The organism is Streptococcus oralis subsp. oralis (assembly GCF_000960035.1).
Lineage (GTDB): Bacteria > Bacillota > Bacilli > Lactobacillales > Streptococcaceae > Streptococcus > Streptococcus oralis_G.
On sequence record NZ_JYGR01000002.1, the window covers coordinates 265,186 to 291,214 of the forward strand.

General features: G+C 39.5%; 27 protein-coding genes. 5 read left to right on the forward strand and 22 right to left on the reverse strand.

Features of this window, described 5'->3' with window-relative positions:
- Positions 1-43: 43 nt before the first annotated feature.
- From TZ92_RS01535 to TZ92_RS01575, 9 genes are all read right to left on the reverse strand, one after another.
- Positions 44-1,153, reverse strand: coding sequence for an SH3 domain-containing protein (locus TZ92_RS01535; RefSeq protein ID WP_033630527.1), 1,110 nt, complete (start codon positions 1,151-1,153; stop codon positions 44-46).
- A gap of 99 nt (positions 1,154-1,252) precedes the next feature.
- The gene (locus TZ92_RS01540; protein WP_001278165.1) at positions 1,253-1,519 is read right to left on the reverse strand and encodes a Veg family protein; all 267 of its coding nucleotides are present in this window, start codon (positions 1,517-1,519) and stop codon (positions 1,253-1,255) included.
- A gap of 1 nt (position 1,520) precedes the next feature.
- Complete coding sequence (dnaB, locus tag TZ92_RS01545) at positions 1,521-2,873, reverse strand: replicative DNA helicase (RefSeq protein ID WP_000852476.1); 1,353 nt, start codon at positions 2,871-2,873, stop codon at positions 1,521-1,523.
- A 43-nt stretch (positions 2,874-2,916) separates the two neighbouring features.
- A complete protein-coding gene (gene rplI, locus TZ92_RS01550) occupies positions 2,917-3,369 on the reverse strand; it encodes a 50S ribosomal protein L9 (RefSeq protein ID WP_033630528.1) in 453 nt (150 codons plus the stop codon).
- On the reverse strand, positions 3,366-5,339 hold the full coding sequence (locus TZ92_RS01555) for a DHH family phosphoesterase (RefSeq protein WP_033630529.1): 1,974 nt from the start codon (positions 5,337-5,339) through the stop codon (positions 3,366-3,368). Before TZ92_RS01555 ends, rplI begins: the two co-directional genes overlap by 4 nt.
- A 156-nt stretch (positions 5,340-5,495) precedes the next feature.
- A complete protein-coding gene (locus tag TZ92_RS01560; RefSeq protein WP_033630578.1) occupies positions 5,496-6,674 on the reverse strand; it encodes an acetyl-CoA C-acetyltransferase in 1,179 nt (392 codons plus the stop codon).
- Between the two features lie 81 nt (positions 6,675-6,755).
- Positions 6,756-7,304 carry a ribosome hibernation-promoting factor, HPF/YfiA family gene (hpf, locus tag TZ92_RS01565; RefSeq protein WP_000599111.1) on the reverse strand — a complete coding sequence of 183 codons (549 nt, stop codon included), beginning with the start codon at positions 7,302-7,304 and terminating at the stop codon, positions 6,756-6,758.
- A 79-nt stretch (positions 7,305-7,383) separates the two neighbouring features.
- Positions 7,384-8,046 carry a ComF family protein gene (locus TZ92_RS01570; protein WP_033630530.1) on the reverse strand — a complete coding sequence of 221 codons (663 nt, stop codon included), beginning with the start codon at positions 8,044-8,046 and terminating at the stop codon, positions 7,384-7,386.
- Complete coding sequence (locus TZ92_RS01575) at positions 8,043-9,341, reverse strand: ATP-dependent helicase ComFA (protein ID WP_033630531.1); 1,299 nt, start codon at positions 9,339-9,341, stop codon at positions 8,043-8,045. Before TZ92_RS01575 ends, TZ92_RS01570 begins: the two co-directional genes overlap by 4 nt.
- Positions 9,342-9,397: 56 nt before the next feature.
- Here TZ92_RS01575 and TZ92_RS01580 point away from each other — a divergent pair, with 56 nt between their 5' ends.
- From TZ92_RS01580 to cysK, 3 genes are all read left to right on the forward strand, one after another.
- The gene (locus tag TZ92_RS01580) at positions 9,398-10,033 is read left to right on the forward strand and encodes a YigZ family protein (RefSeq protein WP_033630532.1); all 636 of its coding nucleotides are present in this window, start codon (positions 9,398-9,400) and stop codon (positions 10,031-10,033) included.
- A 15-nt stretch (positions 10,034-10,048) separates the two neighbouring features.
- Positions 10,049-10,492: a PH domain-containing protein gene (locus TZ92_RS01585; protein WP_033630533.1), complete on the forward strand. Its 444-nt coding sequence runs from the start codon at positions 10,049-10,051 to the stop codon at positions 10,490-10,492.
- A 96-nt stretch (positions 10,493-10,588) separates the two neighbouring features.
- A complete protein-coding gene (gene cysK, locus TZ92_RS01590) occupies positions 10,589-11,515 on the forward strand; it encodes a cysteine synthase A (protein WP_033630534.1) in 927 nt (308 codons plus the stop codon).
- A 103-nt stretch (positions 11,516-11,618) separates the two neighbouring features.
- On the opposite strand, the gene tsf is transcribed toward cysK, so the two are convergent.
- From tsf to yfmF, 12 genes are all read right to left on the reverse strand, one after another.
- On the reverse strand, positions 11,619-12,659 hold the full coding sequence (tsf, locus tag TZ92_RS01595) for a translation elongation factor Ts (RefSeq protein ID WP_033630535.1): 1,041 nt from the start codon (positions 12,657-12,659) through the stop codon (positions 11,619-11,621).
- 78 nt (positions 12,660-12,737) lie between these two features.
- On the reverse strand, positions 12,738-13,517 hold the full coding sequence (rpsB, locus tag TZ92_RS01600; protein WP_000268475.1) for a 30S ribosomal protein S2: 780 nt from the start codon (positions 13,515-13,517) through the stop codon (positions 12,738-12,740).
- Positions 13,518-13,741: 224 nt separating this feature from the next.
- Positions 13,742-14,950: a peptidoglycan hydrolase PcsB gene (pcsB, locus tag TZ92_RS01605; RefSeq protein ID WP_033630536.1), complete on the reverse strand. Its 1,209-nt coding sequence runs from the start codon at positions 14,948-14,950 to the stop codon at positions 13,742-13,744.
- Positions 14,951-15,043: 93 nt separating this feature from the next.
- Positions 15,044-15,538, reverse strand: a complete 495-nt coding sequence (gene mreD / locus TZ92_RS01610; RefSeq protein WP_001237915.1) for a rod shape-determining protein MreD — start codon at positions 15,536-15,538, stop codon at positions 15,044-15,046.
- A gap of 2 nt (positions 15,539-15,540) precedes the next feature.
- Positions 15,541-16,356 (reverse strand): rod shape-determining protein MreC, encoded by an 816-nt coding sequence (gene mreC, locus TZ92_RS01615; protein ID WP_001078970.1) that lies wholly within the window; start codon positions 16,354-16,356, stop codon positions 15,541-15,543.
- Positions 16,357-16,416: 60 nt separating this feature from the next.
- Positions 16,417-17,211 (reverse strand): energy-coupling factor transporter transmembrane component T family protein, encoded by a 795-nt coding sequence (locus tag TZ92_RS01620; RefSeq protein WP_000377881.1) that lies wholly within the window; start codon positions 17,209-17,211, stop codon positions 16,417-16,419.
- Complete coding sequence (locus TZ92_RS01625; protein ID WP_033630537.1) at positions 17,204-18,043, reverse strand: energy-coupling factor transporter ATPase; 840 nt, start codon at positions 18,041-18,043, stop codon at positions 17,204-17,206. The genes TZ92_RS01620 and TZ92_RS01625 overlap by 8 nt, the downstream gene beginning before the upstream one ends.
- Complete coding sequence (locus TZ92_RS01630) at positions 18,028-18,855, reverse strand: energy-coupling factor ABC transporter ATP-binding protein (RefSeq protein WP_033630539.1); 828 nt, start codon at positions 18,853-18,855, stop codon at positions 18,028-18,030. The genes TZ92_RS01625 and TZ92_RS01630 overlap by 16 nt, the downstream gene beginning before the upstream one ends.
- A complete protein-coding gene (gene pgsA, locus TZ92_RS01635) occupies positions 18,852-19,397 on the reverse strand; it encodes a CDP-diacylglycerol--glycerol-3-phosphate 3-phosphatidyltransferase (protein WP_000712149.1) in 546 nt (181 codons plus the stop codon). Before pgsA ends, TZ92_RS01630 begins: the two co-directional genes overlap by 4 nt.
- A 10-nt stretch (positions 19,398-19,407) precedes the next feature.
- Positions 19,408-20,229, reverse strand: a complete 822-nt coding sequence (rodZ, locus tag TZ92_RS01640; protein WP_033630541.1) for a cytoskeleton protein RodZ — start codon at positions 20,227-20,229, stop codon at positions 19,408-19,410.
- Positions 20,230-20,264: 35 nt separating this feature from the next.
- The gene (yfmH, locus tag TZ92_RS01645; RefSeq protein ID WP_033630542.1) at positions 20,265-21,548 is read right to left on the reverse strand and encodes an EF-P 5-aminopentanol modification-associated protein YfmH; all 1,284 of its coding nucleotides are present in this window, start codon (positions 21,546-21,548) and stop codon (positions 20,265-20,267) included.
- On the reverse strand, positions 21,545-22,795 hold the full coding sequence (yfmF, locus tag TZ92_RS01650) for an EF-P 5-aminopentanol modification-associated protein YfmF (protein ID WP_033630543.1): 1,251 nt from the start codon (positions 22,793-22,795) through the stop codon (positions 21,545-21,547). The genes yfmH and yfmF overlap by 4 nt, the downstream gene beginning before the upstream one ends.
- Before the next feature lie 160 nt (positions 22,796-22,955).
- On the opposite strand from yfmF, the gene yaaA reads away from it, so the two are divergent.
- Positions 22,956-23,324, forward strand: coding sequence for a S4 domain-containing protein YaaA (gene yaaA / locus TZ92_RS01655; RefSeq protein WP_033630544.1), 369 nt, complete (start codon positions 22,956-22,958; stop codon positions 23,322-23,324).
- Between the two features lie 2 nt (positions 23,325-23,326).
- Positions 23,327-24,424: a DNA replication/repair protein RecF gene (recF, locus tag TZ92_RS01660; RefSeq protein WP_033630545.1), complete on the forward strand. Its 1,098-nt coding sequence runs from the start codon at positions 23,327-23,329 to the stop codon at positions 24,422-24,424.
- 52 nt (positions 24,425-24,476) lie between these two features.
- Here the strand turns inward: recF and guaB are convergent, their stop codons facing one another.
- Entirely contained in the window at positions 24,477-25,955 is a 1,479-nt protein-coding gene (guaB, locus tag TZ92_RS01665; RefSeq protein ID WP_033630546.1) for an IMP dehydrogenase, read from the reverse strand.
- Positions 25,956-26,029: the final 74 nt, after the last annotated feature.

Here is a 26,029-nt window from a genome sequence, read left to right on the forward strand (position 1 = left end):
CCTTTCCTAAACAACTCAAACTTCCATGATTAAATTGAGCAAATCAGATTCTCTCCCCATTACTATCGAGTTTGTGCCCATCAACTACTCTATTAACAGCTAAGGCTCCCGAAGCATCAACATAGTAATGTTTCCCCGAGACTTGGAACCATTGACTAGCTTTCATCCGACCAGATTCCTCTAAGTAATACCAAGTTCCCTTGTCTTTAAGCCATCCCGTCTGCATCTCACCCGAAGCCTTCAGGTAATACCAGTAAGAGCCATCCTTAATCCAGCCAGTTGACATGGCCCCATTTTCTTTTAAATGATACCAATTGTCGTTAACTTTTTTCCATCCTGTCGCCAGCTTACCATTCTCTCGGTAATACCAACTCCCTTCTTCTTTTTTCCAGCCTTTCACTGTATTGCTTAACTCTGCATACTGCACATATCTTCTAGAACCGCTATAAGACAAATAACCGAGCCACTTATATCCATCCTTTTCAATAACCTGGTCATAGCTTACACTCTCACCAGCATAATAGTAGTCAATAACCTGTCCTGTACGTGACGGTTGGTCCATAATCGGCGATTTCTCCGTGAATACTATTGTCCCACTAGACGGAAGCTCTGAGCTACGAGCATTCTCACCCGCACTATGGCTAGTAGATAAATCCTTGAAATGAATAAAACCTGTCATCGAACTAGCCTTGACTTTTCGACGGTTATACTTTTCTCGAACTCCATAGTTATACTCTTCGATTTCAATCGTATCCCCTGATACATTTGATACCCAGGCCACGTGCCCATAATAACCTTCTGTCGACCAAGCAATAGCCCCAACTTCTGGCTTAGTATCCACACGGTAGCCTTCTCGCCTTGCACGATGTCCCCATTCATTTGCATTTCCATAGGCAGGAGGAATCTCAAAGCCATTTACACTACTCAAACGAAAGGCCGCAAAAGAGGTACACTGGCGAGAATACATCCGCCACTGATCGATTTCAACACTACCATTTTTGTAGTGAAGCGGATAGTCATCTCCACGCGCTACACTATCAGCTTGAACCGATTCTCCACCAAACAAAAAGGTACTTGTAACAAACAAAGTAGCCAGCCCTACACTCAACTGAGTACATCTACTCTTCTTAACTCCTGATTTTAAAAACGTCATTCATTCTCCTTAATAATATAAATTTCCGAGGTTCCCCTCGTTTATACTATTCGGGAGAAAAAGAAAAAAGTGAGCAAAGCTCACTTTATTTTAGGATTCTTAGTCTAGATAGCGAATCAAGTTCTTTTCTGTCAAGATATCTGAGTAGGTGAAGGATTCAACATAGACATTGGCTTGTTTGTCTCCTTCAACATCCCCAAATTCAACGATAAATAGAGATGGATACACCTCAATTAGCTTACCCAATCTATTTTTTTGGCGCTTACGGCCATTCTCCAAAGTCATTTCAACGACTTGTCCCTCATGTGCCTTGATTTCTTCTTTGATTTTTTTCATCTTGGCTACATCTGTAAATGCATCTGACATCTTATGCCTCCCTCTTTGAGATACTTGAAAATTTATTGTATTCTTTTTGGAAAATCAATTCCACCGTTCCACGAGCTCCACTACGGTTTTTCTCGATGATAACCTCAACCTTGTTATTTGGAATTCCTTCCTCTTCTTCACCCGCACGATCGTAGTAGTCGTCACGGTATAGAAAAGCTACGATATCCGCATCCTGCTCGATAGAACCCGATTCACGAATATCAGACAAGACTGGTCTCTTATCCTGACGCTGTTCAACTCCACGGGATAACTGACTGAGAGCAATGACTGGAACCTTTAGCTCTTTAGCTAGAATTTTCAACTGACGAGAAATTTCAGAAACTTCTTGTTGGCGGTTCTCACGACCAGTCCCTGTAATAAGCTGTAGGTAGTCGATCAAAATCAATCCTAGATTGCCCGTTTCTTGAGCCAGTTTACGTGAGCGCGAACGAATTTCCGTAATCCGAATCCCTGGTGTATCATCGATATAAATACTCGCGTTGGCTAGGTTCCCTTGAGCAATGGTATACTTTTGCCACTCCTCATCAGTCAATTGACCTGTACGGATAGAATGGGACTCCACCAAACCTTCTGCTGCCAACATACGGTCTACTAGACTTTCTGCACCCATTTCCAGTGAAAAGATGGCAACTGTCTTGTCCAACTTAGTCCCAATGTTCTGAGCAATGTTCAAGGCAAAGGCCGTCTTACCAACTGCTGGTCGCGCTGCTAAGATAATTAACTCCTCCTCATGGAGACCTGTCGTCATATGGTCCAAATCACGGTAACCCGTTGCAATACCAGTGATATCCGTTGTTTGTTGTGACCGAACTTCTAGGTTCCCAAAGTTGATATTTAGAATATCTCGGATGTTCTTGAAACCACTACGATTGGCGTTTTCGCTAACATCAATGAGCCCCTTTTCAGCCTGAGCAATGATTTCATCTGCAGGCTTAGAAGCCTCATAGGCTTGGTTGACAGACTCTGTCAATTTGGAAATCAAGCGACGTAGCATAGCCTTTTCAGCTACAATTTTAGCATAATACTCCGCATTAGCTGAAGTTGGCACAGAGTTGACGATTTCAACAAGATAGGACAAGCCACCAATATTTTGGAGATCCCCTTGGCTATCCAAAATCGTCCGAACTGTCGTCGCATCAATTGCTTCCCCACGATCCGACAAATCTACCATTGCTTGGAAAATCAACCGATGAGCATACTTAAAGAAGTCACGAGAATCAATGTATTCTCGGACAAAAACGAGCTTACTCTCATCTATAAAAATAGCCCCCAGAACAGATTGTTCTGCCAAAATATCCTGAGGTTGAACTCGCAGTTCCTCTACTTCTGCCATCCGACTTTCCTTCCTTTTACAATCTTGTCAAGAAGTTGTAAACTTAACCTTCTTTTACACAAAGATTGATGACACTTGTAACATCTTGATAGATCTTCACTGGTACATCAATCAAACCTACTGCTCGAATTGGTGCTTGCACTTGAATATTGCGTTTGTCAATCTTAATACCAAACTGCTTTTGCAATTCTTCTGCAATTTTCTTGTTAGTGATAGAGCCAAATGTACGGCCATCTGGTCCAACCTTTTCAACAAACTCTACAACAGTTTCTTCTGCTTCAAGCTTAGCCTTGATAGCCTTTGCTTCAGCAATCATCTCTGCATGAGCTTTTTCTTCAGATTTTTGTTTTCCACGCAACTCACCCACTGCTTGAGCAGTCGCTTCCTTAGCCAAATTCTTTTTAATCAGGAAGTTTTGAGCGTAGCCAGTTGGCACTTCCTTGATTTCGCCTTTTTTCCCTTTTCCTTTGACATCTGCTAAAAAGATTACTTTCATTCTTCTTTCTCCTTTTCCTTTAGTTCATCTAAGACAAGTTGAGTCAGTTTGTCTCCAACTTCTGTTAGACTCATATTCTCGATTTGCGCGGCAGCTAGATTAAAGTGACCACCGCCACCCAACTCTTCCATAATACGTTGGACGTTGATTTTACTACGACTTCGAGCCGAGATAGAGATAAATCCTTGTGTATTTTTTGCCAGAACGAAACTAGCCTCAATACCAGACATAGCCAACATAGCATCAGCAGCCTTACTGATAACAACTGTGTCATAAGTCCTTGAGTCCTTAGCTTGGGCAATCAAGATATCTGAACCTAACTTACGACCTTGTAAAATGAGTTCATTTACCTCACGGTATTCTTCAAAATCTGTCGCAGCAATCTCCTGGATAGCAATACTATCGCTTCCCCGTGTTCTCAGATAGCTCGCCACATCAAAGGTTCGGCTCGTCACGCGAGATGTGAAATTCTTGGTATCCAGCATCATACCAGCCATCAAAACACTGGCCTGCATACGACTCAAACGATTTTTCTTAGAATTTTGGAACTGAATCAATTCTGTGACCAACTCACTGGCACTACTTGCTCCACTTTCGATATAGGTGATGACTGCATTCTCTGGGAAATCCTGATCACGTCTATGATGGTCAATAACAATAGTTTGAGTGAACAAATCATAAAAATCTTTTGACAAGGTCAAAGCCGTCTTGGAATGATCCACTAGAATCAATAATGAACGGTTTGTAACTAACTTCATCGCATCTGTAAGAGATAAAAGTTTCGTGACATCTTCCTTCTTCAAGAACTGAATAGCACGTTCGATATCTGCTGGCATATGGTCTGCATCGTAGACAGCATAACTGTTCTCGATAATATTACTTGCAAACAACTGCATACCGACAGCAGAGCCCAAAGCATCCATGTCTAGATTTTTATGACCGACTACAAAAACCTGGTCAACACTTCGAATCTTATCAGAAATGGCTGTCATCATGGCTCTCGTACGTGTACGAGTACGTTTAATAGACGCAGCAGTTCCTCCACCGAAGTAGACTGGATTCTTGGTTTCGTTATTTTCCTTGACCACCACCTGGTCACCACCGCGAACTTCTGCTAAGTTCAAGTTGAGCAAGGCAATTTTCCCAATCTCTTCATGGTTTCCATCACCATAAGAAAATCCCATACTTAAAGTTAGGGGTAGATGCCTCTGTTTTGATTCTTCTCGGAAAGTATCAATAACAGAGAATTTATCATTCATCAATTCCTCTAGTACCGTGTAATCTGTGAATACATAAAAACGATCCATCCCCACACGGCGAGAAAACATAGCATACTTACTAGCAAATTCTGAAACAAAATTAGCTACAAAGCTATTGATATGGCTGATATCAGAGTCCGATGTCGCATCCTCCAAATCATCATAGTTATCTACTGAGATGACTCCAATGACTGGACGGCTAGTTACCAATTCGACAGTTGCTTCGTACTCCCCAGAAACATCAAAGAAATACAAAACACCTGAAGCCTTGTCCATATGAACAGCATATCGTGTTTCGCCCAAGGTAGCATACGAACCAGGATTCCCAACAGAAGCCTTGATGATGGTTTGAATTAACTCAACATCAATTTCGCCTTCTTCAGTAGTCAAAATCAACTCAGCATAAGGATTAAACCATTCCACTTCGCCAGTAGATAGGTCTAATTTCAGAACACCAACCGGCATTTGTTCGAGCAGCGTGTTTAAGCTATCTTCAGCTTGATGATTTACGTATTGGATTTGTTCAATTTCGCTCTTTTCATACTGTTTTTTTTGCCAGACAAATAAAAGCAGATAAAGAAGTACAAATAAAAACAAGACACTGATTGTTACAACATTATTTTGTGAAAAAATAATCAGCATTGTTAAGGTTCCGAAAGTTGCAATCCCTAGTAGAATAGCAGAATTCGGAGTTAAATTATTTTTTTTCATTCTAAACCTCTTGCGCATTATTATATCACAAATGCCCTTAAAAAGCGACCCTTTAAAAGATGCAAGCCCTTCTTTCATGATTGATTTCTCTAACTTCAGACACAAAAGGAGGAGGGGATCATCACCCTCCTACCCACGTGTTCAGATCACTAACACCTAACGTTCCACGATAAGGGCAGTCCCCATCCCTCCTCCGATACAGAGAGTTGCTAACCCAGTTTTAGCATCTCGTTTCATCATCTCATGTACCAGCGTTACTAGGATACGGCAACCGGAGGCCCCAATTGGGTGACCAAGAGCAATGGCGCCACCATTGACATTGACAATATCTGTGTTGAAACCAAGTGTTTTGCCAACCGCACAAGCCTGAGCAGCAAAAGCTTCATTTGACTCAATCAAGTCGAGATCATCAACTGTCAAATTGCCTTTTTCAAGAGCCTTGCGAGTCGCATAAATCGGCCCACATCCCATCATCTTAGGATCCAAACCTACACTTGCATACGAACGAATGCGGACAATCACTGGCAATCCTAATTCTTTAGCTTTTTCAGCACTCATGATTAAGACAGCCGCTGCCCCGTCATTGATTCCTGAAGCATTTCCCGCTGTGACCGAACCGTCTTTTTTGAAAACAGAACCTAGCTTAGACAAACTCTCTAAGCTAGCATCTTTTCTAGGATATTCATCTGTATCAAAAACGATAAGATTGCCTTTGCGTTGAGGAATGACAACTGGCACAATCTCTTCTTTAAAGCGTCCAGATTCTATAGCTGCAACTGCTCGTTTTTGTGACTCTAAAGCAAGAGCATCTTGCTCTTCTCGACTGACACCATATTCTTCAGCCACATTCTCGGCTGTAATTCCCATATGGTATTCGTTAAAGGCATCAGACAAACCATCCTTGAGCATGGTATCAACAACTTTCGAATCGCCCATACGACCACCCCAACGGAAACTTGGCAAAACGTATGGCGCCTGACTCATGTTTTCTGCACCACCAGCTACGATAATATCTGCATCGCCACATCGTATCGCTTGAGCAGCCAACTGCACGGCCTTCAAACCGGAACCACAAACCTTGTTGATAGTAAAGGCTGGTGTAAATTCAGGGAGTCCTGCATGAACGCTCATTTGACGAGCTACGTTTTGACCTAAACCTGCGCCTAGGACATTCCCCATAATCACTTCGTCTACCTGCTCTGGTTTGACATTGGCTTTTTCCAAAGCACTCTTAATAACCAAAGCTCCCAAATCAACAGCTGAAACATTCTTCAAACTTCCTCCAAAGGAGCCTATTGGAGTTCGCACTGCTGAAACAATCACCACGTCTTTCATAACTGCCCCCATTTATACCTTTCATAATAATGCAATACAAAAGTGGTTTACACTGGTGTAAACCACTTTAAACATTCTATTTTATGATTCTTTTACTTCTAACAAACCAACTTCACCATCTTCACGACGATACAAAACATTGGTTGTTTGATCTTCTACATCTACATAGATAAAGAAATCATGTCCCAATAAATCCATTTGGAGAAGAGCTTCTTCTAAATCCATTGGCTTCAAATCAATTTGTTTTGAACGAACGACTTTTGGTTGCACAACATTTGCATCTTCAACTAGAGCATCTGTAAAGAGTTGACTTGTCGCAACTTTATTTTTATTCTTACGTTCGATTTTAGTTTTATTTTTACGAATCTGACGTTCAATTTTATCTGTTACAAGATCGATAGAACCATACATATCTTGAGAAATATCTTCAGCACGAAGAGTGATAGATCCAAGCGGAATTGTTACTTCAACCTTTGCTGTTTTTTCACGGTAAACTTTCAGGTTTACTCGTGCATCCAACTCTTGCTCAGGTTGAAAATACTTTTCGATCTTTTCGAGTTTAGAAACTACATAATCACGAATTGCTTCTGTTACTTCTAGGTTTTCACCACGGATACTATATTTAATCATATAAGTACCTTCTTTCTAAACATTTTTGTTTTTCTAATTATATTATAACGCTTTCATTTTCATTTTGCAAATTTTTTCCTCATCTTACAAGGGAAAAAGTTTTAACTTCCAAAGCACCTGCTTCTGCCAAAAGTCGTTTCACACGATTCACAGTTGCCCCTGTTGTATAGATGTCATCAATCAGCAAAATCTTCTTAGGAAGTGAGATTCCATCTTTGATAAAAAATGGAATTTCAGTAGCCAACCTTTCTAAACGGCTTTTAGAAGAACTAGCACTCTCTTCTCTTTTTCCTAATATATCTTTAAAAGAAAAGCCTGCTGCCTCAACCAAACCCTCGACTTGGTTAAACCCCCTCTCAAGCAATCTTCCAGGACTTAGGGGAATTACAACAAATTGATAACCTCTATACTTTTTCAGCTCCTCAGCAAGAACAGAAGCAAAAACTTTTCTAAGCAAAAAATCGCCATCAAACTTATATCTACTGAAAAAGTCTTTCATGGCTTGATTATAGGTAAAGATTGCCTTATGATCAACCTGAATTCCTTCTTTACACCAAAGTTTACAATCTTGACACTTAGTTGACATGCCTGTTTTCATACAGTTTGGACAATAATTCTCACCAATATTCTCAAAAATCGTAGCACAAGCTGAGCATAGATAACTGCAGTCGTGCTTCAAAAGGAAGAGCCTACTAAAAGTTAACTCCCCCTTTGTAGCCTGACCACATAATAAACAGTTCATAATCCAGCCTCCTTGTTCATCTGCTTGATTTCCTTTATTGCCTTCTTGATGGAAGTATTTAATCCATCATGAAAGAAGAGCAACTCACCAATTGGTCTGTCCATACTACGCCCAACTCGACCACCAATCTGAATCAAACTAGACTTGGTAAAGAGACGATGATTAGCTTCTACTACGAAAACATCCACACAAGGGAAGGTAACCCCGCGTTCCAATATTGTCGTACTGATCAGTATTGTTAGTTCTCCGTCTCGAAAAGCTTGTACTTGCTCTAATCGATCTTCTGTGACAGAAGATACAAAACCGATATTCTCATTCGGGAAATTCACCTGTAGTATTTCTTTTAGTTTTTCGCCTTTCTTAATCTCTGATGCAAAAATCAGTAAGGGATAACCTGATCTTCTCTGTTTCTCAATATAGGTCTTTAACTTGGTTGACAATTGGTTTTTCTCTAAACAGCGATTAAAATCTGATAACCAGACAGGTTTAGGAATAATCAAAGGATTTCCATGAAACCGTCTCGGCAAGCTTAATCGTTTTAATTCTCCTGTGCGAACCTTCCTATCTAACTCATCTGTAGAAGTTGCTGTAAGGAATATCCTTAATCCATCCTCCTTTACACTATTCTTCACAGCATAGTAAAGCATAGTGTTGTCAACATAAGGAAAGGCATCTACCTCATCCACTATCAACAAATCAAAAGCATGATAAAATTTTAATAACTGATGAGTTGTTGCAACTACTAGGGGAGTTCGAAAATAAGGCTCTGATTCGCCATGGAGTAGCGCTATATCGCAAGCAAAGTCATTCTGCAGTCGCTTATACAGTTCCAAACACACATCAATTCGAGGACTGGCCAAACAAACTGCACCACCATCATCAATCACTTTGGCAACAACTTGATAGATCATCTCTGTCTTTCCAGCTCCTGTCACAGCATGAACTAAAGTCGGTTCTTTCTTTTCGACTGCTCGAATCAACCCCTCTGATACCTTTTCCTGAAAAGGGGTTAACTGACCACGCCATTTGAGAACATCTTGCTTAGGAAAATCTTCCTGTGGAAAATAGTATAAAACTTGATCACTCCTGACTCGCTTCATCAGAAAACACTCCCTACAATAGTAAGCGCCGATAGGCAAATACCATTCTTCTAGAATCGAACTATTACAACGTTGACAAAATAGTTTCCCCTTCTCTTTTCTCATTGCTGGCAGTTTCATTGCTTCCTGTCGTTCTTCTTCAGTTAATTCTTTCTCAGTAAACAAGCGACCGAGGTAATTTGGATTTACTTTCATACTTTAATATTCGTAAAAACCTAGCGCTTTAGATATTTTTTTAGTACAATTGAATCATGGAATTTAGAACAATTAAAGAGGATGGGCAGGTCCAAGAAGAAATCAAAAAATCCCGATTTATCTGTCATGTCAAGCGTGTTTATAGCGAAGAAGAGGCTCGTGACTTCATCACTACCATCAAAAAAGAACACTATAAAGCCACCCATAACTGCTCTGCTTTTATTATAGGGGAACGCAGTGAAATCAAACGTACGAGTGATGATGGGGAGCCTAGTGGTACTGCCGGAGTCCCTATGCTGGGTGTCTTAGAAAATCATAATCTTACCAATGTCTGTGTAGTAGTTACTCGCTACTTTGGTGGCATCAAACTAGGTGCTGGTGGTTTGATTCGTGCTTATGCAGGTAGTGTAGCCTTGGCTGTCAAAGAAATTGGCATTATTGAAATCAAAGAACGGGCTGGCATAGCCATTCAGATGTCTTACGCTCAGTATCAAGAATATGGTAATTTTCTTAGAGAGCACCATCTCATGGAGTTGGATACAAACTTTACAGATCAAGTTGATACAATGATCTATGTTGATAAGGAAGAGAAAGAAAATATCAAAGCTGCTCTTGTTGAGTTCTTTAATGGAAAGGTTACTTTAACTGATCAAGGCTTACGGGAAGTTGAAGTTCCTGTAAACTTAGTGTAAACAAAGGAGAAATACATGGCGTTTGGGAAATTTATTCAAGGACTTGCTGGAAACTTTAGCGAGGAAAACAAAGAGACTCTTATCAAAGAATATGGTCAATATCTACTAGAGAATGAAGAAATTCAAAGCGGGTATAAACTTATTCGAGATTCAATCATCTTTACAAATATTCGTATTATTTTTACAGATAAGCAAGGTGCCACTGGTCGCAAGGTGTCTGTTAAGTCACTCTTTTTGATGAACATTGTAAACGTTGAAATGGAAACTGCTGGAGCAGGTATAGATGATAGTGAGATTACAATCACTTATTTAGAAAATGTCTTTCTAAAAGCACATAATGAGCATTTTAGTTACCACAAATTTGAATTTCCTAAGAAAACGGATATTCTTCCCCTTTACACCTATTTACTAGAACTTGCTTATCACAATCGATTGAAAATTAATGGCTTAGACCTTTGATATAAAAAAATCCTATCGCTTCGATAGGATTTCTATATTTTACAAATAGCCTAGAGCACGTTATACTAGTATCATCTTATACAAAGAGGTACATCTATGACTATTTATAACAATATCACTGAACTTATTGGACAAACACCGATTGTTAAACTTAACAACATTGTTCCAGAGGGTGCTGCAGACGTCTATGTTAAACTAGAAGCTTTTAACCCTGGATCGTCAGTAAAAGACCGCATTTCCCTTAGCATGATTGAAAAAGCGGAACAAGATGGTATTCTAAAACCGGGTGCTACCATTGTTGAAGCAACGAGTGGAAACACTGGTATCGGTCTTTCATGGGTTGGTGCCGCTAAAGGATATAAAGTTGTTATCGTCATGCCTGAAACGATGAGTGTGGAACGACGCAAGATTATCCAAGCCTATGGTGCTGAACTCGTCCTTACTCCTGGTAGCGAAGGAATGAAAGGGGCCATTGCTAAAGCTCAGGAAATCGCTGCTCAACGTGACGGCTTCCTTCCACTCCAATTTAATAATCCAGCTAATCCAGAAGTACACGAAAGAACAACAGGAGCTGAAATACTGGCTGCTTTCGGTTCTGATGGTTTAGATGCTTTTGTGGGTGGTGTTGGCACCGGTGGAACGATCTCAGGTGTTTCTCACGCTCTTAAAGCAGCAAATCCCAACATTCAAGTTTATGCAGTTGAGGCAGACGAGTCAGCTATCTTGTCTGGTGAAAAACCAGGACCTCACAAAATTCAAGGCATCTCAGCTGGATTTATTCCTGAAACACTTGATACAAAGGCCTATGATGGTATCGTCCGCGTGACGTCAGATGATGCTCTAGCGCTTGGCCGTGAAATTGGTGGAAAAGAAGGCTTCCTTGTTGGGATTTCTTCAGCTGCAGCAATTTACGGGGCAATTGAGGTTGCCAAGAAATTAGGTACAGGTAAGAAAGTCCTTGCTTTAGCACCAGATAACGGCGAACGTTATTTGTCTACAGCACTCTATGAATTTGAAGTGTAGCCTCCTAAATGCACTTAGCCCTTATTAAAGGGCTTTTTGTTTACTCATACAGAATCTACTCTCTAGACCAAAAGAAAAAGGAAGCAAATCGCTTCCTTTTCTATTAGTTATTCAAGGCTGCTGCCATTGTAGCTGCAACTTCTGCTTCAAAGTCGTTTGCAGCTTTCTCGATACCTTCACCAACTTCAAAGCGAGCGAACTCAACTACTGAAGCATTTACTGATTCAAGGTAAGCTTCAACTGTCTTGCTGTCATCCATGATGTATACTTGTGCAAGAAGTGTGTATGCTTGGTCAACTTTAGTGTTGTCAAGCATGAAGCGGTCCATTTTACCTGGGATGATTTTGTCCCAGATTTTTTCTGGTTTGCCTTCTGCAGCCAACTCAGCTTTGATGTCAGCTTCAGCTTGAGCAATCACTTCATCAGTCAATTGTGCTTTTGAACCATACTTCAAGTGTGGAAGAGCTGGTTTACCAACCATTGCACGGCTTTCGTTATCTTGGTCGATTACGTGGTTCAATTGTGCCAACTCATCTTTAACGAATTGCTCATCCAATTCTTTGTAAGAAAGAACTGTTGGTTTCATCGCAGCAATGTGCATTGAGATTTGTTTAGCAAGCGCTTCGTCTTCACCTTCAATAACAGAGATAACACCGATACGACCACCATTGTGTTGGTATGCTCCAAAGTGTTGCGCATCTGTTTTTTCAAGCAAAGCAAAACGACGGAATGAGATTTTTTCACCGATTGTAGCTGTTGCAGATACATATGCAGCCTCAAGAGTTTCACCTGAAGGCATTGTCAAAGCAAGAGCCTCTTCGTTGTTAGCTGGTTTTCCTTCAGCAATTACTTTAGCTGTTGCGTTTACCAAGTCAACGAATTGAGCGTTTTTCGCAACGAAGTCAGTTTCAGCGTTTACTTCAACTACTGCTGCAACGTTACCGTTAACATAAACACCAGTCAAACCTTCTGCAGCAACACGGTCAGCTTTCTTAGCTGCTTTCGCCATACCTTTTTCACGAAGCAATTCAATCGCTTTTTCGATGTCACCGTCTGTTTCTACAAGCGCTTTTTTAGCGTCCATAACACCGGCACCAGATTTTTCACGCAACTCTTTTACAAGTTTAGCTGTAATTTCTGCCATTTTGATTCTCCTATATTTTTTAAAAATAGGAGAGCTGGGCTAGGCCCCGCCCTCCTAGGTAATTACTATTTATATGAATTAAGCGTTGTCGCCTTCTACAACTTCAACGATTTCTTCGATTGAGTCTGCTTGAGCTTCTGAAGCTGCAAATTCTGCTTCAACTGCTGCTGCATCTTCACCTTGACGTCCTTCGATGATAGCGTCAGCCAATTTAGCTGTGATCAATTTAACAGCGCGGATAGCGTCATCGTTAGCTGGGATGATTACATCGATATCGTCTGGATCAGTGTTTGTGTCAACCATCGCTACAACTGGGATACCCAATTTTTTAGCTTCTTTAACAGCGATTTGTTCTTTATGTGGGTCAACTACGTACATTACATCAGGGATACGAGGCATGTCTTCGATACCACCCAAGAATTTTTCAAGACGTGCACGTTGTTTGTTAAGAAGTGCAACTTCTTTCTTAGGAAGAACGTCGAAGATTCCTTCTTCTTCCATACGTTTGATTTCTTTCAAACGAGCAATACGTTTTTGGATAGTTCCCCAGTTAGTAAGAGTTCCACCCAACCAACGGTGGTTGATGTAGTATTGACCTGAACGCTCTGCTTCTTCTTTAACAGCGTCAGCAGCTTGTTTTTTAGTACCAACAAACAATACAACTGCATCGTTAGCTGCCGCATCACGCATAAAGTCGTATGCTTGGTCAGCGTATTTTACAGTTTGTTGCAAGTCGATAACGTGGATTCCGTTACGCTCAGTGAAGATGTACTTAGCCATCTTAGGGTTCCAGCGACGAGTTTGGTGACCAAAGTGTACACCAGCCTCAAGAAGTTGTTTCATTGAAATTACTGCCATGAGTATTTCTCCTTTTTGTTTTTTTCCTCTCCTCGACTTCAACTTGCAAAACGACCCGAGGGCAACAGTTTCACAATTCATCAAGAATGAGTATTATCGTTTACACGACAAGTTTCATTTTACCACATTTTAGCGATATTTTCAAGTGGTTTTGATAGATTTCGGCCTTGCTTCCGATAAAAAATAATAAAAGAGGCTCAAATCGAGCCTCTTCGTTTCATTCATTAGTTTGGATAGATGTATGTTACGTAACCTTCAGAAGTTGTAGTTGGGTTGAACCATCCACGTTTGTTACCGATTGTACGATCTCCACCATAGTTTGATTCTGATACTTGAATGCTAGTTGATGATGAAACTGCTGTAACAACCGCTACGTGTCCATATCCACCGTCATTCCAACATGCAATCGCACCAACTTGTGGAGTTGATCCAGTACGGAATCCTGCAGCTGCTGCACTTGTAGCCCACTGCGCTCCGTTACCCCAGTAATCTCCAGCCCAAGGTGCTAATGTCTTAGCTCCCCAAGTACATTCACCAGTTGGATAACTTGAAGCATTTGTACTGTATGTTGGACGCTGTCTAGTTGGAGTTGGAGCAGGTGCTGGAGTGTAGCTTGAATCATCATCTGATGAAGAGCTTGATGTCGCTTGTACTTGAGCAGAGAAGCTTGTATTTCCTGAAGCAACTACTGATTGTTGTTGGCTTGCTTGACGAGCTTTGTAAGCTGCTTCTGCTTCAGCCGCTGCTTTTGCTTCTGCTTCTGCAGTTGCTTTTTGTTCTAGCAAAGTAGCTTTTTCGCCTTCTGCAGTTGCTTTCTCAGCAGCAAGGTTTAACTCAGCAACTTTCAACTCTGCTTGTTTTGTTGTCAATGCTTGTGCATCGTCAGCAAGTGTTTGTTGGTTCGCAATGACAGTGTTGATTGCTTCATTATTTGCAACCTGTTTCTCAGCGATAGATTTCTTATCAGCTTTCTGTTGTTCCAACATTTTGTTGTTAGCTGATACAATCTCGCTCATGGCTGCAACACGTGAAATAGCTTCTGTAATTGATTTTGAGTTTACAATTGTATTGATATAGCTAGTTGCAGCACCGTTTGTTTGTGCGCTACGTGCTTGTTTTTCCAAAGATTCATTACGAGCAACAATATTCTTAGAGAGCTCTGTAATTTCTCCTTCAAGTTTTTTAGATTCAGCTTGTAGAGTTTCGTTCTCAGCTTCTAAGTTTGTTTGTTGAGTTTGGATAGCTGTAACTTGCGTTTGGATTTCATCTACTTGTTTTTGAGCTTCTTTTTGTTGAGATGTCAAATTACTAATCTTACTATCTTGAGCAGCAATCTTTTCATCAGTTGTTTCAGCGTGGACAATTGTCAATACCGCCGCTTGAGACACTAATACTGTACTTAATAAAAGTGACGCTAAGATTTTTTTCTTCATATTGTGTAGATACTCCTTCTATTTAAGACATTACTAGTATACCAAAAAAAGACATAATAAATATTACGCCTTTGTTACATTTTTATTTCTTTCTTATAGATAACATTTTTCAAAAATATATTGGAAAATAAGCATCCATAAAAAGTTTAAAATCATTGATGGGACAAGGCTATAGACGATGAAAACTGGCATCGATTCTACTGTCAATCCCATAGCAAGAGCAAGGAGATAGCTCCCCATATCAAATAGGAAACTCATCACAACTATTGTTAACATTCTTGTCCAACGGTTTAGCAAAATTACACTATTAAATTTATGGAGCGAAGCACCTATTAAGATAAATAGAAGTGTCGCAATTCCTATCAAGTGGAAAAAATAGATATCGTACACTAAACCCACTATACCGCAATAAGCTAGATAGAGATATTCTGAAACCTCAATTGTCTCAAATAAGAGAAATAAAAACAGAAAATGACTTGCTAAATGAAAGTGAGGGAAGAAGGATCCCGCTAATTGTCCAATATGTGCATCAATTAGTACGACAAAAGGGAGTAAAAAGAAAATACCAATTTGTTTTAACAGTCTCATTGCTAATTCCCCACTAACTCTACCACATGAAGATTTTTGGTGTCAGCACTCAACTTTACTGTTACTTCCTTTGTTAGATAATCACTGCTGTGTGTTGTAGCAACAACCTCTCCAACAGGGATATCCTTAACATTAAAGTTTCCGAGCCCCCCTGTAGTCACCTTGTCTCCTGCGCTAATGTCACTGTTACTATTTAATTGGCTAATTTTAAGCAGTTCTGACTCCTTATCATAACCAACAATAATCCCGTAAATTTCAGTAGAACCATGCAGGATTTTAACAGAAATTTTGTCTGAATTTTCGGTGTTTGTCAATAGGTTGATCGTTGTTGAATGATCCTCCACCTTTGAAACACTACCAATCAAACCCCCGTTTGCAATGGCCAACATATTTTCAGAAGCTCCTTTTGAACTTCCCGCATCAATTGTTAACTCTTGTTTCCAAGATACTGGAGCCCGCATAATCACATCTGCTGCAATGGTTTTTGTTGCCTGCAATTTTGACTTCATATCCAGCAACTGACGTAATTGTTCATTTTCATTTTTTAAACTTTCTGATTGATTAGACTCCACCTCTAGTTGATAGAGCTGTTTTTTTAGACTCTCATTTTCATTGTAAGTCTGCGTCAAATGTCCCAAATCTGATTTGAAAGTATCAAACCACTGAAAGGGTTTCTGAACAATTCTATCTACTAAGGAAATCCCATCTCCTAGTTTCGTCACAATAGCGCTTGAATAGGTTGTCACTAATAGAACAGAAACTGCCAGAACTGTGACAAAAACGATGATTAGATATTTTGATTTTTTAAAACGGTTCATATTCCTACCTTTATACTAAAAACCTGCTACTATGAGCTTCTTATCAATCCTACAAACCTGCTAAGATTTTAAGAAAAATAAGAAACATCCCAGTACTAAAATCACAAGAATTGCCAGTGTATCCTTTTGACTCCATCTCAACTGTCTATACTGACTTCTACCCTTTCCTCCCTGATAACCACGCGCTTCCATGGCAATTGCCAATGAATCTGCACGCTTTAAACTCGTCGCAAAAAGAGGAATTAAAATTGGAATCATAGCCTTTACTTTTTGAACGATGCTACCTTCGCCAAAGTCAACTCCACGAGCTTTTTGAGCATTCATAATTCTCGTCGTGTCATCCATCAAGGTTGGAACAAAACGCAAACTCATTGATAACATGAGACCAATTTCATGAACGGGAACTTTCACGCGTTTCAGCGGTGCCAAAAGAGCTTCAACTGCAGCTGCCAGACTCAAAGGCATGGTCGTTAAGGTTAGCAAGGTTGAAAAGAAAATAATCAACACAAAACGACAGAAAATGATTCCCGCTTGTTGCAAAGCATAATCCGTTATTCTTATAAAAGAAAACTCAAATAGGACATTTCCACTCGAAATGAAAAAGAGCTGAAAAAGAGTTGTAAAAGCAATCAGGAAGAACATGGATTTTAATCCCTGAACGAAAAATGAGAGAGAAACGCCTGACAAAGCGATAAATATACCTGTCGCTATAAACAGAATGAGATTGGTGAGAGGATTATTGGCCCAAAATACAATCAAAATTAACAGGATCATAGCAAGCAATTTACTACGTGGATCCAAGCGATGAATGATGGAATCCCCCGGTATATAACGCCCTAAAATCATACTATCCATTTAGCGACTCCTTAAACTCCTCTATCTTGATTGGCAGTTTTTTAAAAGCTACACCTCTATCTGCCAAACGTTTGCAAAAGGCTGTGATTTTAGGCACACCTAACTGTACTCTTTCCATAGAGGCTACATCTTGGAAAACTTCGCTCGGTTTGCCACTTTTGACCAAACGTCCCTTTTCCATAACATAGACCTGATCAGCATATGCAGCTACATCATCCATCAAATGCGTTACCAGAACGATTGTCATTCCAGAAAGGTGGAGTTTTTTAAATAGGGTCATCAATTCTTTTCTGCCCAAAGGATCAAGTCCTGCTGTCGGCTCATCCAAAACCAAGACAGTTGGCTCCATGGCTAGCATACCTGCTATAGCCACACGTCTCATCTGACCACCCGAAAGTTCAAAAGGACTGCGCTCAAAGAGTGACTCATCGATGCCTACCAAGGCTAACTTTTCACGCGCAATTTTCTTGGCCTCTTCCTCAGAAACTCCAAAATTTTGCGGTCCAAATGCAACATCTTTCAAAACAGTCTCTTCGAAAATCTGATTTTCAGCAAATTGAAACACTAGACCAACCTGCTTTCGAATCTGGCGAATTTCTTTATTGGTTGATGTAGGGGTAATGACGGTATCGAAAACTCGAACAGAACCCTTACTTGGTACCAATAGGCCATTTAAAAGCTGTAAAATCGTTGATTTCCCACTACCTGTGTGCCCTACTAAAGCTGTATAGGAACCATCCTCAATCGTCAAAGAAACATCAGTCAAGGCTGATGAAGATAGGGGAGTCCCCTCTTGATAGGTAAAGCTCACATTTTCTAGAGTAATTCCCATAGCTTGTCCTCTAGCTCTCCTTCTGTCAAATAGCCATCCGGCAACTGATAACCAGTCTCTCTCAAAGATTCTCTCAATTGATTAGTAAAAGGCTCATCCAACCCTATCTGGTCAAGGTCATCCCGAGAAAAAAGTTCTCTTGGGCTGCTGGTTGATTCCACTTGGCCTTTTTTCATGACCAAGACACGGTCACTCATCGCAACTTCTTCTAAATCATGTGTAATGGAGACGACTGTCATCTGGTTTTCTTTTCGAATCTCTTGAACTGTCTGAATCAGTTCTCTTCGTCCCTCAGGATCCAACATACTTGTAGCCTCGTCCAAAATTAAAATAGCTGGCCTCAGGGCAACAACTCCTGCAATGGCCACACGTTGTTTTTGGCCACCAGATAAACGAGCTGGTTCTCTCTTCTTAAAGTCCAGCATCCCTACCAACTCCAAAGATTCAGCCACTCTCTTCTTCATTTCTTCACGAGGAAGTCCCTGATTTTCTAAACCAAAGGCAACATCATCTTCAACAGTCGCCCCCACAAATTGGTTATCTGGATTTTGAAAAACCATACCAATTTGACGGCGTAAGTCCCAAACATTCTCAGAGGACAGCAATTGCCCATCTATCCAGATTTCCCCAGACTCTGCTTCAAGCAAGCCATCAATCAAACGGATAGTTGTCGATTTCCCACTCCCATTATGACCTACAATCGAAAGCCATTCTCCCCGTTTCACGTGAAACGAGACATTATTAACATCATAATGATCCTGGTCTTCCTTGTAACGAAAAGACAGATCTTTTACTTCAATAATCAATTTCATTTCGAACCAAATGTCCCTTTGAATACATGAGCGCTACCCTTGAAATAATCATAACCAGAGTAGATGGTGAAAAACAAAGCTATATAAAGCAACAGCTGACCAATTAAATTCCAATGTAAGAGCAAAAAGATAATGGCAAACATCTGACTAAAGGTCTTGATTTTCCCTGGCATCGCTGCTGCTAGAACTGTCCCTCCCGTCTCAACAAGCAACAAACGCAAGCCTGTCACCGCAAGTTCACGGCAGATGATAATAGCAACAACCCAAGCTGGAGCCATACCTAACTCAATCAACATGATAAAAGCTGACATAACCAACAGTTTATCGGCCATCGGATCAGCAAATTTTCCAAAGTTGCTGACTACATTCCATTTGCGAGCAAGGTAACCATCAAGATAATCCGTTATACTAGCAACTGCAAAGATGATCGCTGCCAGCAAATGACTGCCTTGTGAATGGCCCAAAGTCAAAATAAGAATAAAGAGAGGTATAAAGAGAATTCTACCAATAGTTAATACATTAGGAATTTGTTCTTTTTTCATTGATTTTTCCTTAATCTGTAGTAAATGTAAGTGTTACAGTTCCAGTCTGAGTTGTCAGCTTCGAAGTATCAATCGTTTGATTGTCCACAGTCACAGTAACTCCCTTCACTACACCTAAAGTAATGGTAACGGGATTCTTAGTTGAAACTGTTGTTTTTGCGTTTTTATTGTCTGCGGATAGTGTCACACCACCTTCAAGGTCACTTCCTGAAACACTTACCCAGCTAGTTGCATCCGAAACAGTCAGCTGAACCGTAGCTGTTTCCTTACTCGTTTTATAGCGAGCTTCAATGCGGTTCCCTTCACCTGAAACGGTAATAGTTGATTCCGCAGTAGAAGACGAGCTAGACGTCTGACTAGTAGAAGATGAACTAGATGAGGTTGTGGAACTAGTCGAGTTCACAACACTATAATTAACTGAAGAAGGATTTGGCTGAGTTTGGATGTAGTTCCAAACATAGTAAGTGACAAAAATTAAAATTGACAAAGCAAATAGAACGAAATAAAACAAGGGGAGATAAGACGTTTTTTTCTTATTTGATCGTCTGCGACCAGACAAGTCTTCTTCATCGACATCTACCTCTTCATAAGTGATCATACTACCTGAATCATAGGCATCCAATACAATTCTTTCATCTAACTCTACTGCCCAGGCATATTTTCTTAAAAAAGAACGAGCATAGAAGGTACTAGGAAGTTGATCAAAATCATCTGCCTCCATAGCTTCTAGAAAGTTCAACTGAATTTCAGTTTTCTCCTGTAATTCTTCCAAACTCAATCCCTGGTTAATTCTAGCTAAACGTAGAACCTCACCAATTGTTTTTTTTCTCATACGTACCATTCCTTCTTTCTAGTATTAGTCATCTTTTAAGCTGGAAAGATTGTAAAATCAACTAGATCACCATTATCAATCAAACGATGTCCAGCTTCTAGAACATCCTCCAAAGTAATTTCCTGTAAAATTTTCGGAAAATCAAAAATTGTTTCTCCGCGATCCATCGGATCGTATTGAGTTGCAATAAATTCCAAGGAGTTCATGCTACTGAAAAATTCCCCAAACATCTCACTCTTAACAAGATCTAAATGTTCCTCTGTAATATCCGTATCACTACTAAACTGACGAATCGCTTTCCGAAATTGATGCGACAGAGAAACAGGCTCTTTGGTATCCATTGTCAATATCACAAAATGAAAGCGACTGTTGACTTCAACCTCAAGTGACAATGACGCATCTAACTTCCCAGACTCATATAACCTTTGAAAACGATCAGAAGTCCAACCAAACATCATCGTAAATAGTAATTTCAATAAAATATTGTAACGATAAGACTCAGCTTCTGTTATTTGCCCATTACCTCTAATCGCAACAGCAAGTTTGGGTGAAGAAACTTCCATCCGAAGACTATCTGTTTGCTTCACAGGCTGCAAAAGGAGTTGCTCTTTTAAAACCGTAAACTGGTTTGAAACTTCCTTTTCCTTTTTCGAAAAGTATTCCTCAACAACTTCCACATCAATATTTCCAACTAAAAACAGTGACATGTTGACAGGTTTGTAAAAGTCTGTAAAGTTCTCTTTTAAATTTGAAACTTGAATCTCAGCAATTGATTTTTCACTTCCAACAATATCTGTTGCTAAAGGAGTATTAGGATAAAGGTTGGCTAATGTTGCAAAAAACAAGCGTGAGTCTGGATCGTCTTGGTACATTTCTCGTTCATGCTGGATAATATCCTGTTCCCTCAAAACAGACTCTTCTGTAAAATGAACATCTCTGACTAACTCATCTAGCAAATCTAAATTCTCTAATAGATGGTCAATTGTTGAAAAAAGATAGCTGGTCTTAGTAAAGCTTGTAAAGGCATTACTATCCGCACCTAATCGAGTAAATGCAGCCATTATATCCTCAGAGTTTTCTCTTTCAAACAATTTATGTTCAAGAAAATGTGCAATTCCTGCTGGATGATGACGTAAACCTTTTCCCAAGCTTGTATAAGTTGCATCTACAGAACCAAATTGAACTGTTACAATCCCATAAACCTCATTGAAATCTTGCTTAGGGAGTAAAGAAACTGTCAATCCATTTGACAATTGTGCTTTGTAGACTGTTTCCTTTACAGCAGGATAGTATTTTTCTTCAAAAACAACCTTTGTCATTCTACTCCTTCCATAAAGTAAATCGCTTGCAACTTCAAACTATTAGCAGCTTTACATACAGCTTCTTTACCAACATTCTCTAATTTTGCCACCAATCGATCAATGTCAAAGCTTGATTTTCCCAATAGAGCATTCAAATAGACTCTTTCAACTAGGGTCTGTTGATTATCTTGAGCCATCAACAAAGATCGTCGAATCATCTCCTTGGTTTGTTCAAGTTCAAAATCTGTAAAGTTACCCTTTTTCAGATCTAGCAACTGATGATTCATCAATTTTCTAGCCTGATTTCGATTTTTTCTATCGATACCCGCATACATCCTTAACAGACCACTAAACAAATCCAGTTGACTAGAGACTGTATAGGCTATTCCAGCATTTTCACGAACGTTTGTAAAAAGTTTCGAATGTGCAAATTCACCCAACAAACCATTCATAACAAGCATGGACAAATGCTCATCATCACCATATTTTACAGGAGAATGATAGCCTAATTCTAAAATAGATTGCCCAACATTCCTCTGAACCATTTCTTCTCGTAGAACATTCGAATAAGACTGATGGTACTGGATAGTGACGCCGTTCTCTCTAGCTGTAAAGGGTAATGACTTCAGCGATTCTGTAATTTCTACTTCATTAAAATCACCTAAGAAAAAGAAATCAATACGATCATTTTTCAGAGCATTTTGAAAGCACGTGTAGCTACTTTCCGGAGACTCATTTGAAATACTATTTCGTAAATCACTGTATCTCAATTGAAGACGCTCATCATGGAAGAACAAGCTATCCAACTCCTTATGAGCAAAATAAAATGAATCATCCATATCAGTAGCTAGACTAGCCAATAACTGTTTTCTTTCAATTTCAAATAAAGCTGGCTCAAAAGCACAATCTTGAGCTAAGGGAGCAAATAAAGTCTGTCTCACCAATTCCAAAATTCGAGAAGTCAAGACATTCTTTTTACTTAAAAAATCATCCCTCACATAAGTAAATGTTAAGTCAAGAATATGTGCCTGTCCCCTACGATAAGCACTTGTGGAAATATCTGTTCCATATAAACTTGCCAAGTATCTGCGAAATACTTGAGATGTTGGGTAAATTTGATTTGCCGTCTCCAACATACTCGCACTTAACATGCGTCCTGCTATTGTCTCAAGAGATAAGGGAGCAGTAAAACGAATAGTGATTTTATTTGTTTTAAACTTTTTGGATTGAACAAAATGTGCTGAAATTCCAGGCACTAATTCCATACCTTACCTCCTTACATATAGAGTTCTATTATACCACGAAAATTAAAATTTTTCTTGTTCTCTTTATAGCTTTAAAGAGTAAAACCGTTTTCATTTCAGCTAACTTTCCTTCAGCTATTTCAAGGAAAATATGGTATAATACCAAAGATTGAGGTGAATTATGGAATACAAATTATTTGAAAAATTTATTACGCTCCAAGCCCTCCTAAAAGAACTTGGAATTATACAAAGCGGAGGTGCTATCAAATCCTTTTTAATAGATCATCAAGTTTACTTTAATGGTGAGTTAGAAAGTAGACGTGGGAAAAAAATCCGTATTGGAGATACGATTGATATTCCTGATTTAAAGATTGACATCAACTTGACACAACCAAGTTTAAAAGAGCAAGAAGAGTATCAAGCAGATAAGATTGAGAAAGAGCGAATTGCTAAACTTGTCAAAGAGATGAATAAAGGTATCAAGAAAGAAAAACAAAAAACTTCTTCATCGCCTAAAACCAAACAAGTTCCACGTTTTCCAGGAAGATAACCATGTGGCTCAAACATTTAACAATTAAAACCTTTCGAAACTACAAAGAGGCAAAAATTGATTTCAATCCAAAATTAAATGTCTTTCTAGGTCAAAATGCACAAGGAAAAACCAATATTCTAGAAGCAATCTATTTCTTGGCCTTGACACGTAGTCATCGGACTCGTACAGATAAAAATCTCATTCATTTTGATAACGAGCAACTCCATCTTTCTGGCTTGCTACAGAAAAAAACAAGCTCTATCCCTCTAGAAATTGATTTAACGCCAAAAGGGCGTGTGACTAAAGTCAATCACTTAAAACAAGCTCGCCTATCAGACTACATCGGACATATGAATGTTGTCCTCTTCGCACCTGAAGATCTCCAGCTAATTAAGGGAGCACCTTCTGTCCGTCGAAAATTTATAGACATCGAACTGGGACAAATTAAACCAATCTACTTGTCAGACTTGTCAAACTATAATCACATACTCAAGCAAAGAAATACTTATCTAAAATCCAGCCAGAAGATTGACGATACATTTCTGTCAGTCTTAGACGATCAGCTAGTAGAGTATGGGTGTCGTGTTATAAAGCATCGGATAAAATTCATTAAAGACTTAGAGAAATTTGGTCAAAAAAAACACTTAGAAATTTCAAATGAATTAGAAGAGCTGTCAATATCTTATCAATCATCTGTCAACTTCACTAATGAAGAACAGCTAACAAATTCTTTTAAAATTGCTTTGGAGAAAAGCAGATCCAGAGACTTATTTAAAAAGAATACTGGAGTTGGCCCTCATCGAGATGACATTGCTTTTTATATCAATGGAATGGATGCTAGTTTTGGAAGCCAAGGTCAACATCGTAGTCTTGTACTTTCTATCAAACTAGCAGAGATTGAGCTAATGGAAAGTATTACCAACGAGTCTCCGATACTACTGCTTGATGATGTTATGAGCGAACTTGACAATACACGGCAACTAAAATTACTAGAAACCATTTCTCAATCTATCCAAACCTTTATTACAACAACAAGTTTAGACCACTTACAAAACTTGCCAGAAAACCTTAGTATTTTCAATATTCAAAACGGTAAAATTTCTGTAAATCAACATTGACAACTTTGTAAATAAAAAGAACTCCTGAAAATCAGGAGTTCTTTTTTACTTCCTACATAGAGTAGTTTGGTGCTTCATTAGTAATTTGCACATCATGAGGATGGCTTTCTTTTAGACCAGCCCCAGACATTTCAATAAATTGAGCATTATCATGTAGTTCTTTAAGGTTAGCTGCACCACAGTAACCCATACCAGAGCGAATACCACCAATCATTTGGAAGACAATATCAGCTGCTGCTCCTTTATAGGCAACACGGCCTTCAATTCCTTCTGGAACAAGTTTGTTTGCTTCATTGACAGAACCTTGGAAGTAACGGTCACTTGAACCTTTCTTCATTGCAGCGATTGATCCCATACCACGGTAGGTTTTAAACTTACGTCCTTGGAAGATTTCCGTTTCACCTGGTGCTTCGTCTGTTCCAGCGAACATTGATCCAAGCATAACCGCATTTCCACCTGCAGCAAGGGCTTTTACAATATCTCCAGAATACTTGATTCCACCATCAGCAATGATTGTTTTTCCATATTCACGCGCAACTGCTGCCGCATCATAAATCGCTGTCACTTGTGGGACACCTACACCTGCAATCACACGAGTAGTACAGATAGAACCTGGTCCAATCCCGACTTTGACAACATCCACACCCGCATCATAAAGAGCACGCGCACCTTCAGCAGTTGCAATATTACCCGCAATCAAAGTACGATCTGGGAAGTGAGCACGAATTTCAGCAATTTTACGTAGAACCCCAGCAGAGTGACCATGCGCAGTATCAATAACAATTGCGTCAGCCCCTGCTTCAAAGAGAGCCTCTGCACGTTCAAATGTATCTGAAGTGACACCGACTGCACCAGCTACTAGTAGACGACCAAATTCATCTTTGGCAGCATTTGGGAACTCAATAACTTTTTCAATATCCTTAATAGTAATCAAGCCAGAAAGACGACCTTCTTCGTCAACCAAAGGAAGTTTTTCAATACGGTGTTCTTGAAGAATGCTTTCAGCTGTTGTAAGATCTGTACCCACAGGAGCAGTGACAAGATTTTCACTGGTCATATGGTTTGAGATTGGCTGATTGTAATCTGAAATAAAGCGAAGATCTCGGTTTGTTAGAATACCAACCAATTTACGATTTTCAAGTGTCTCCACAACTGGAACACCACTGATACGGTAACGTCCCATCAGTTCATCTGCTTCAGCAATAGTGTGTTCTGGAGTCAAGAAGAATGGATCAATAATAACACCATTTTCAGAACGTTTTACCTTACGAACTTCATCTGCCTGTTGCGCAATAGACATATTTTTATGGATTACTCCAAGACCACCTGCACGAGCAATGGCAATAGCCATTTGACTTTCTGTAACTGTATCCATGGCGGCTGTTATAATTGGGATATTTAAAGTCAGATTATCTGCCAATTTTGTTGTTAAATCTGCATCATTAGGCAACACATGACTTTCTGCTGGAATGAGCAATACATCATCAAAGGTAAAACCTTTTTTTAAAAATTTAGTATCCCAATTAGACATTGAAGTTTCCTCTTTTCTTTCTTTTTGAGCTTGACTCTTTTTGTATTGTATCTATCATACCATTCTATGAAAAT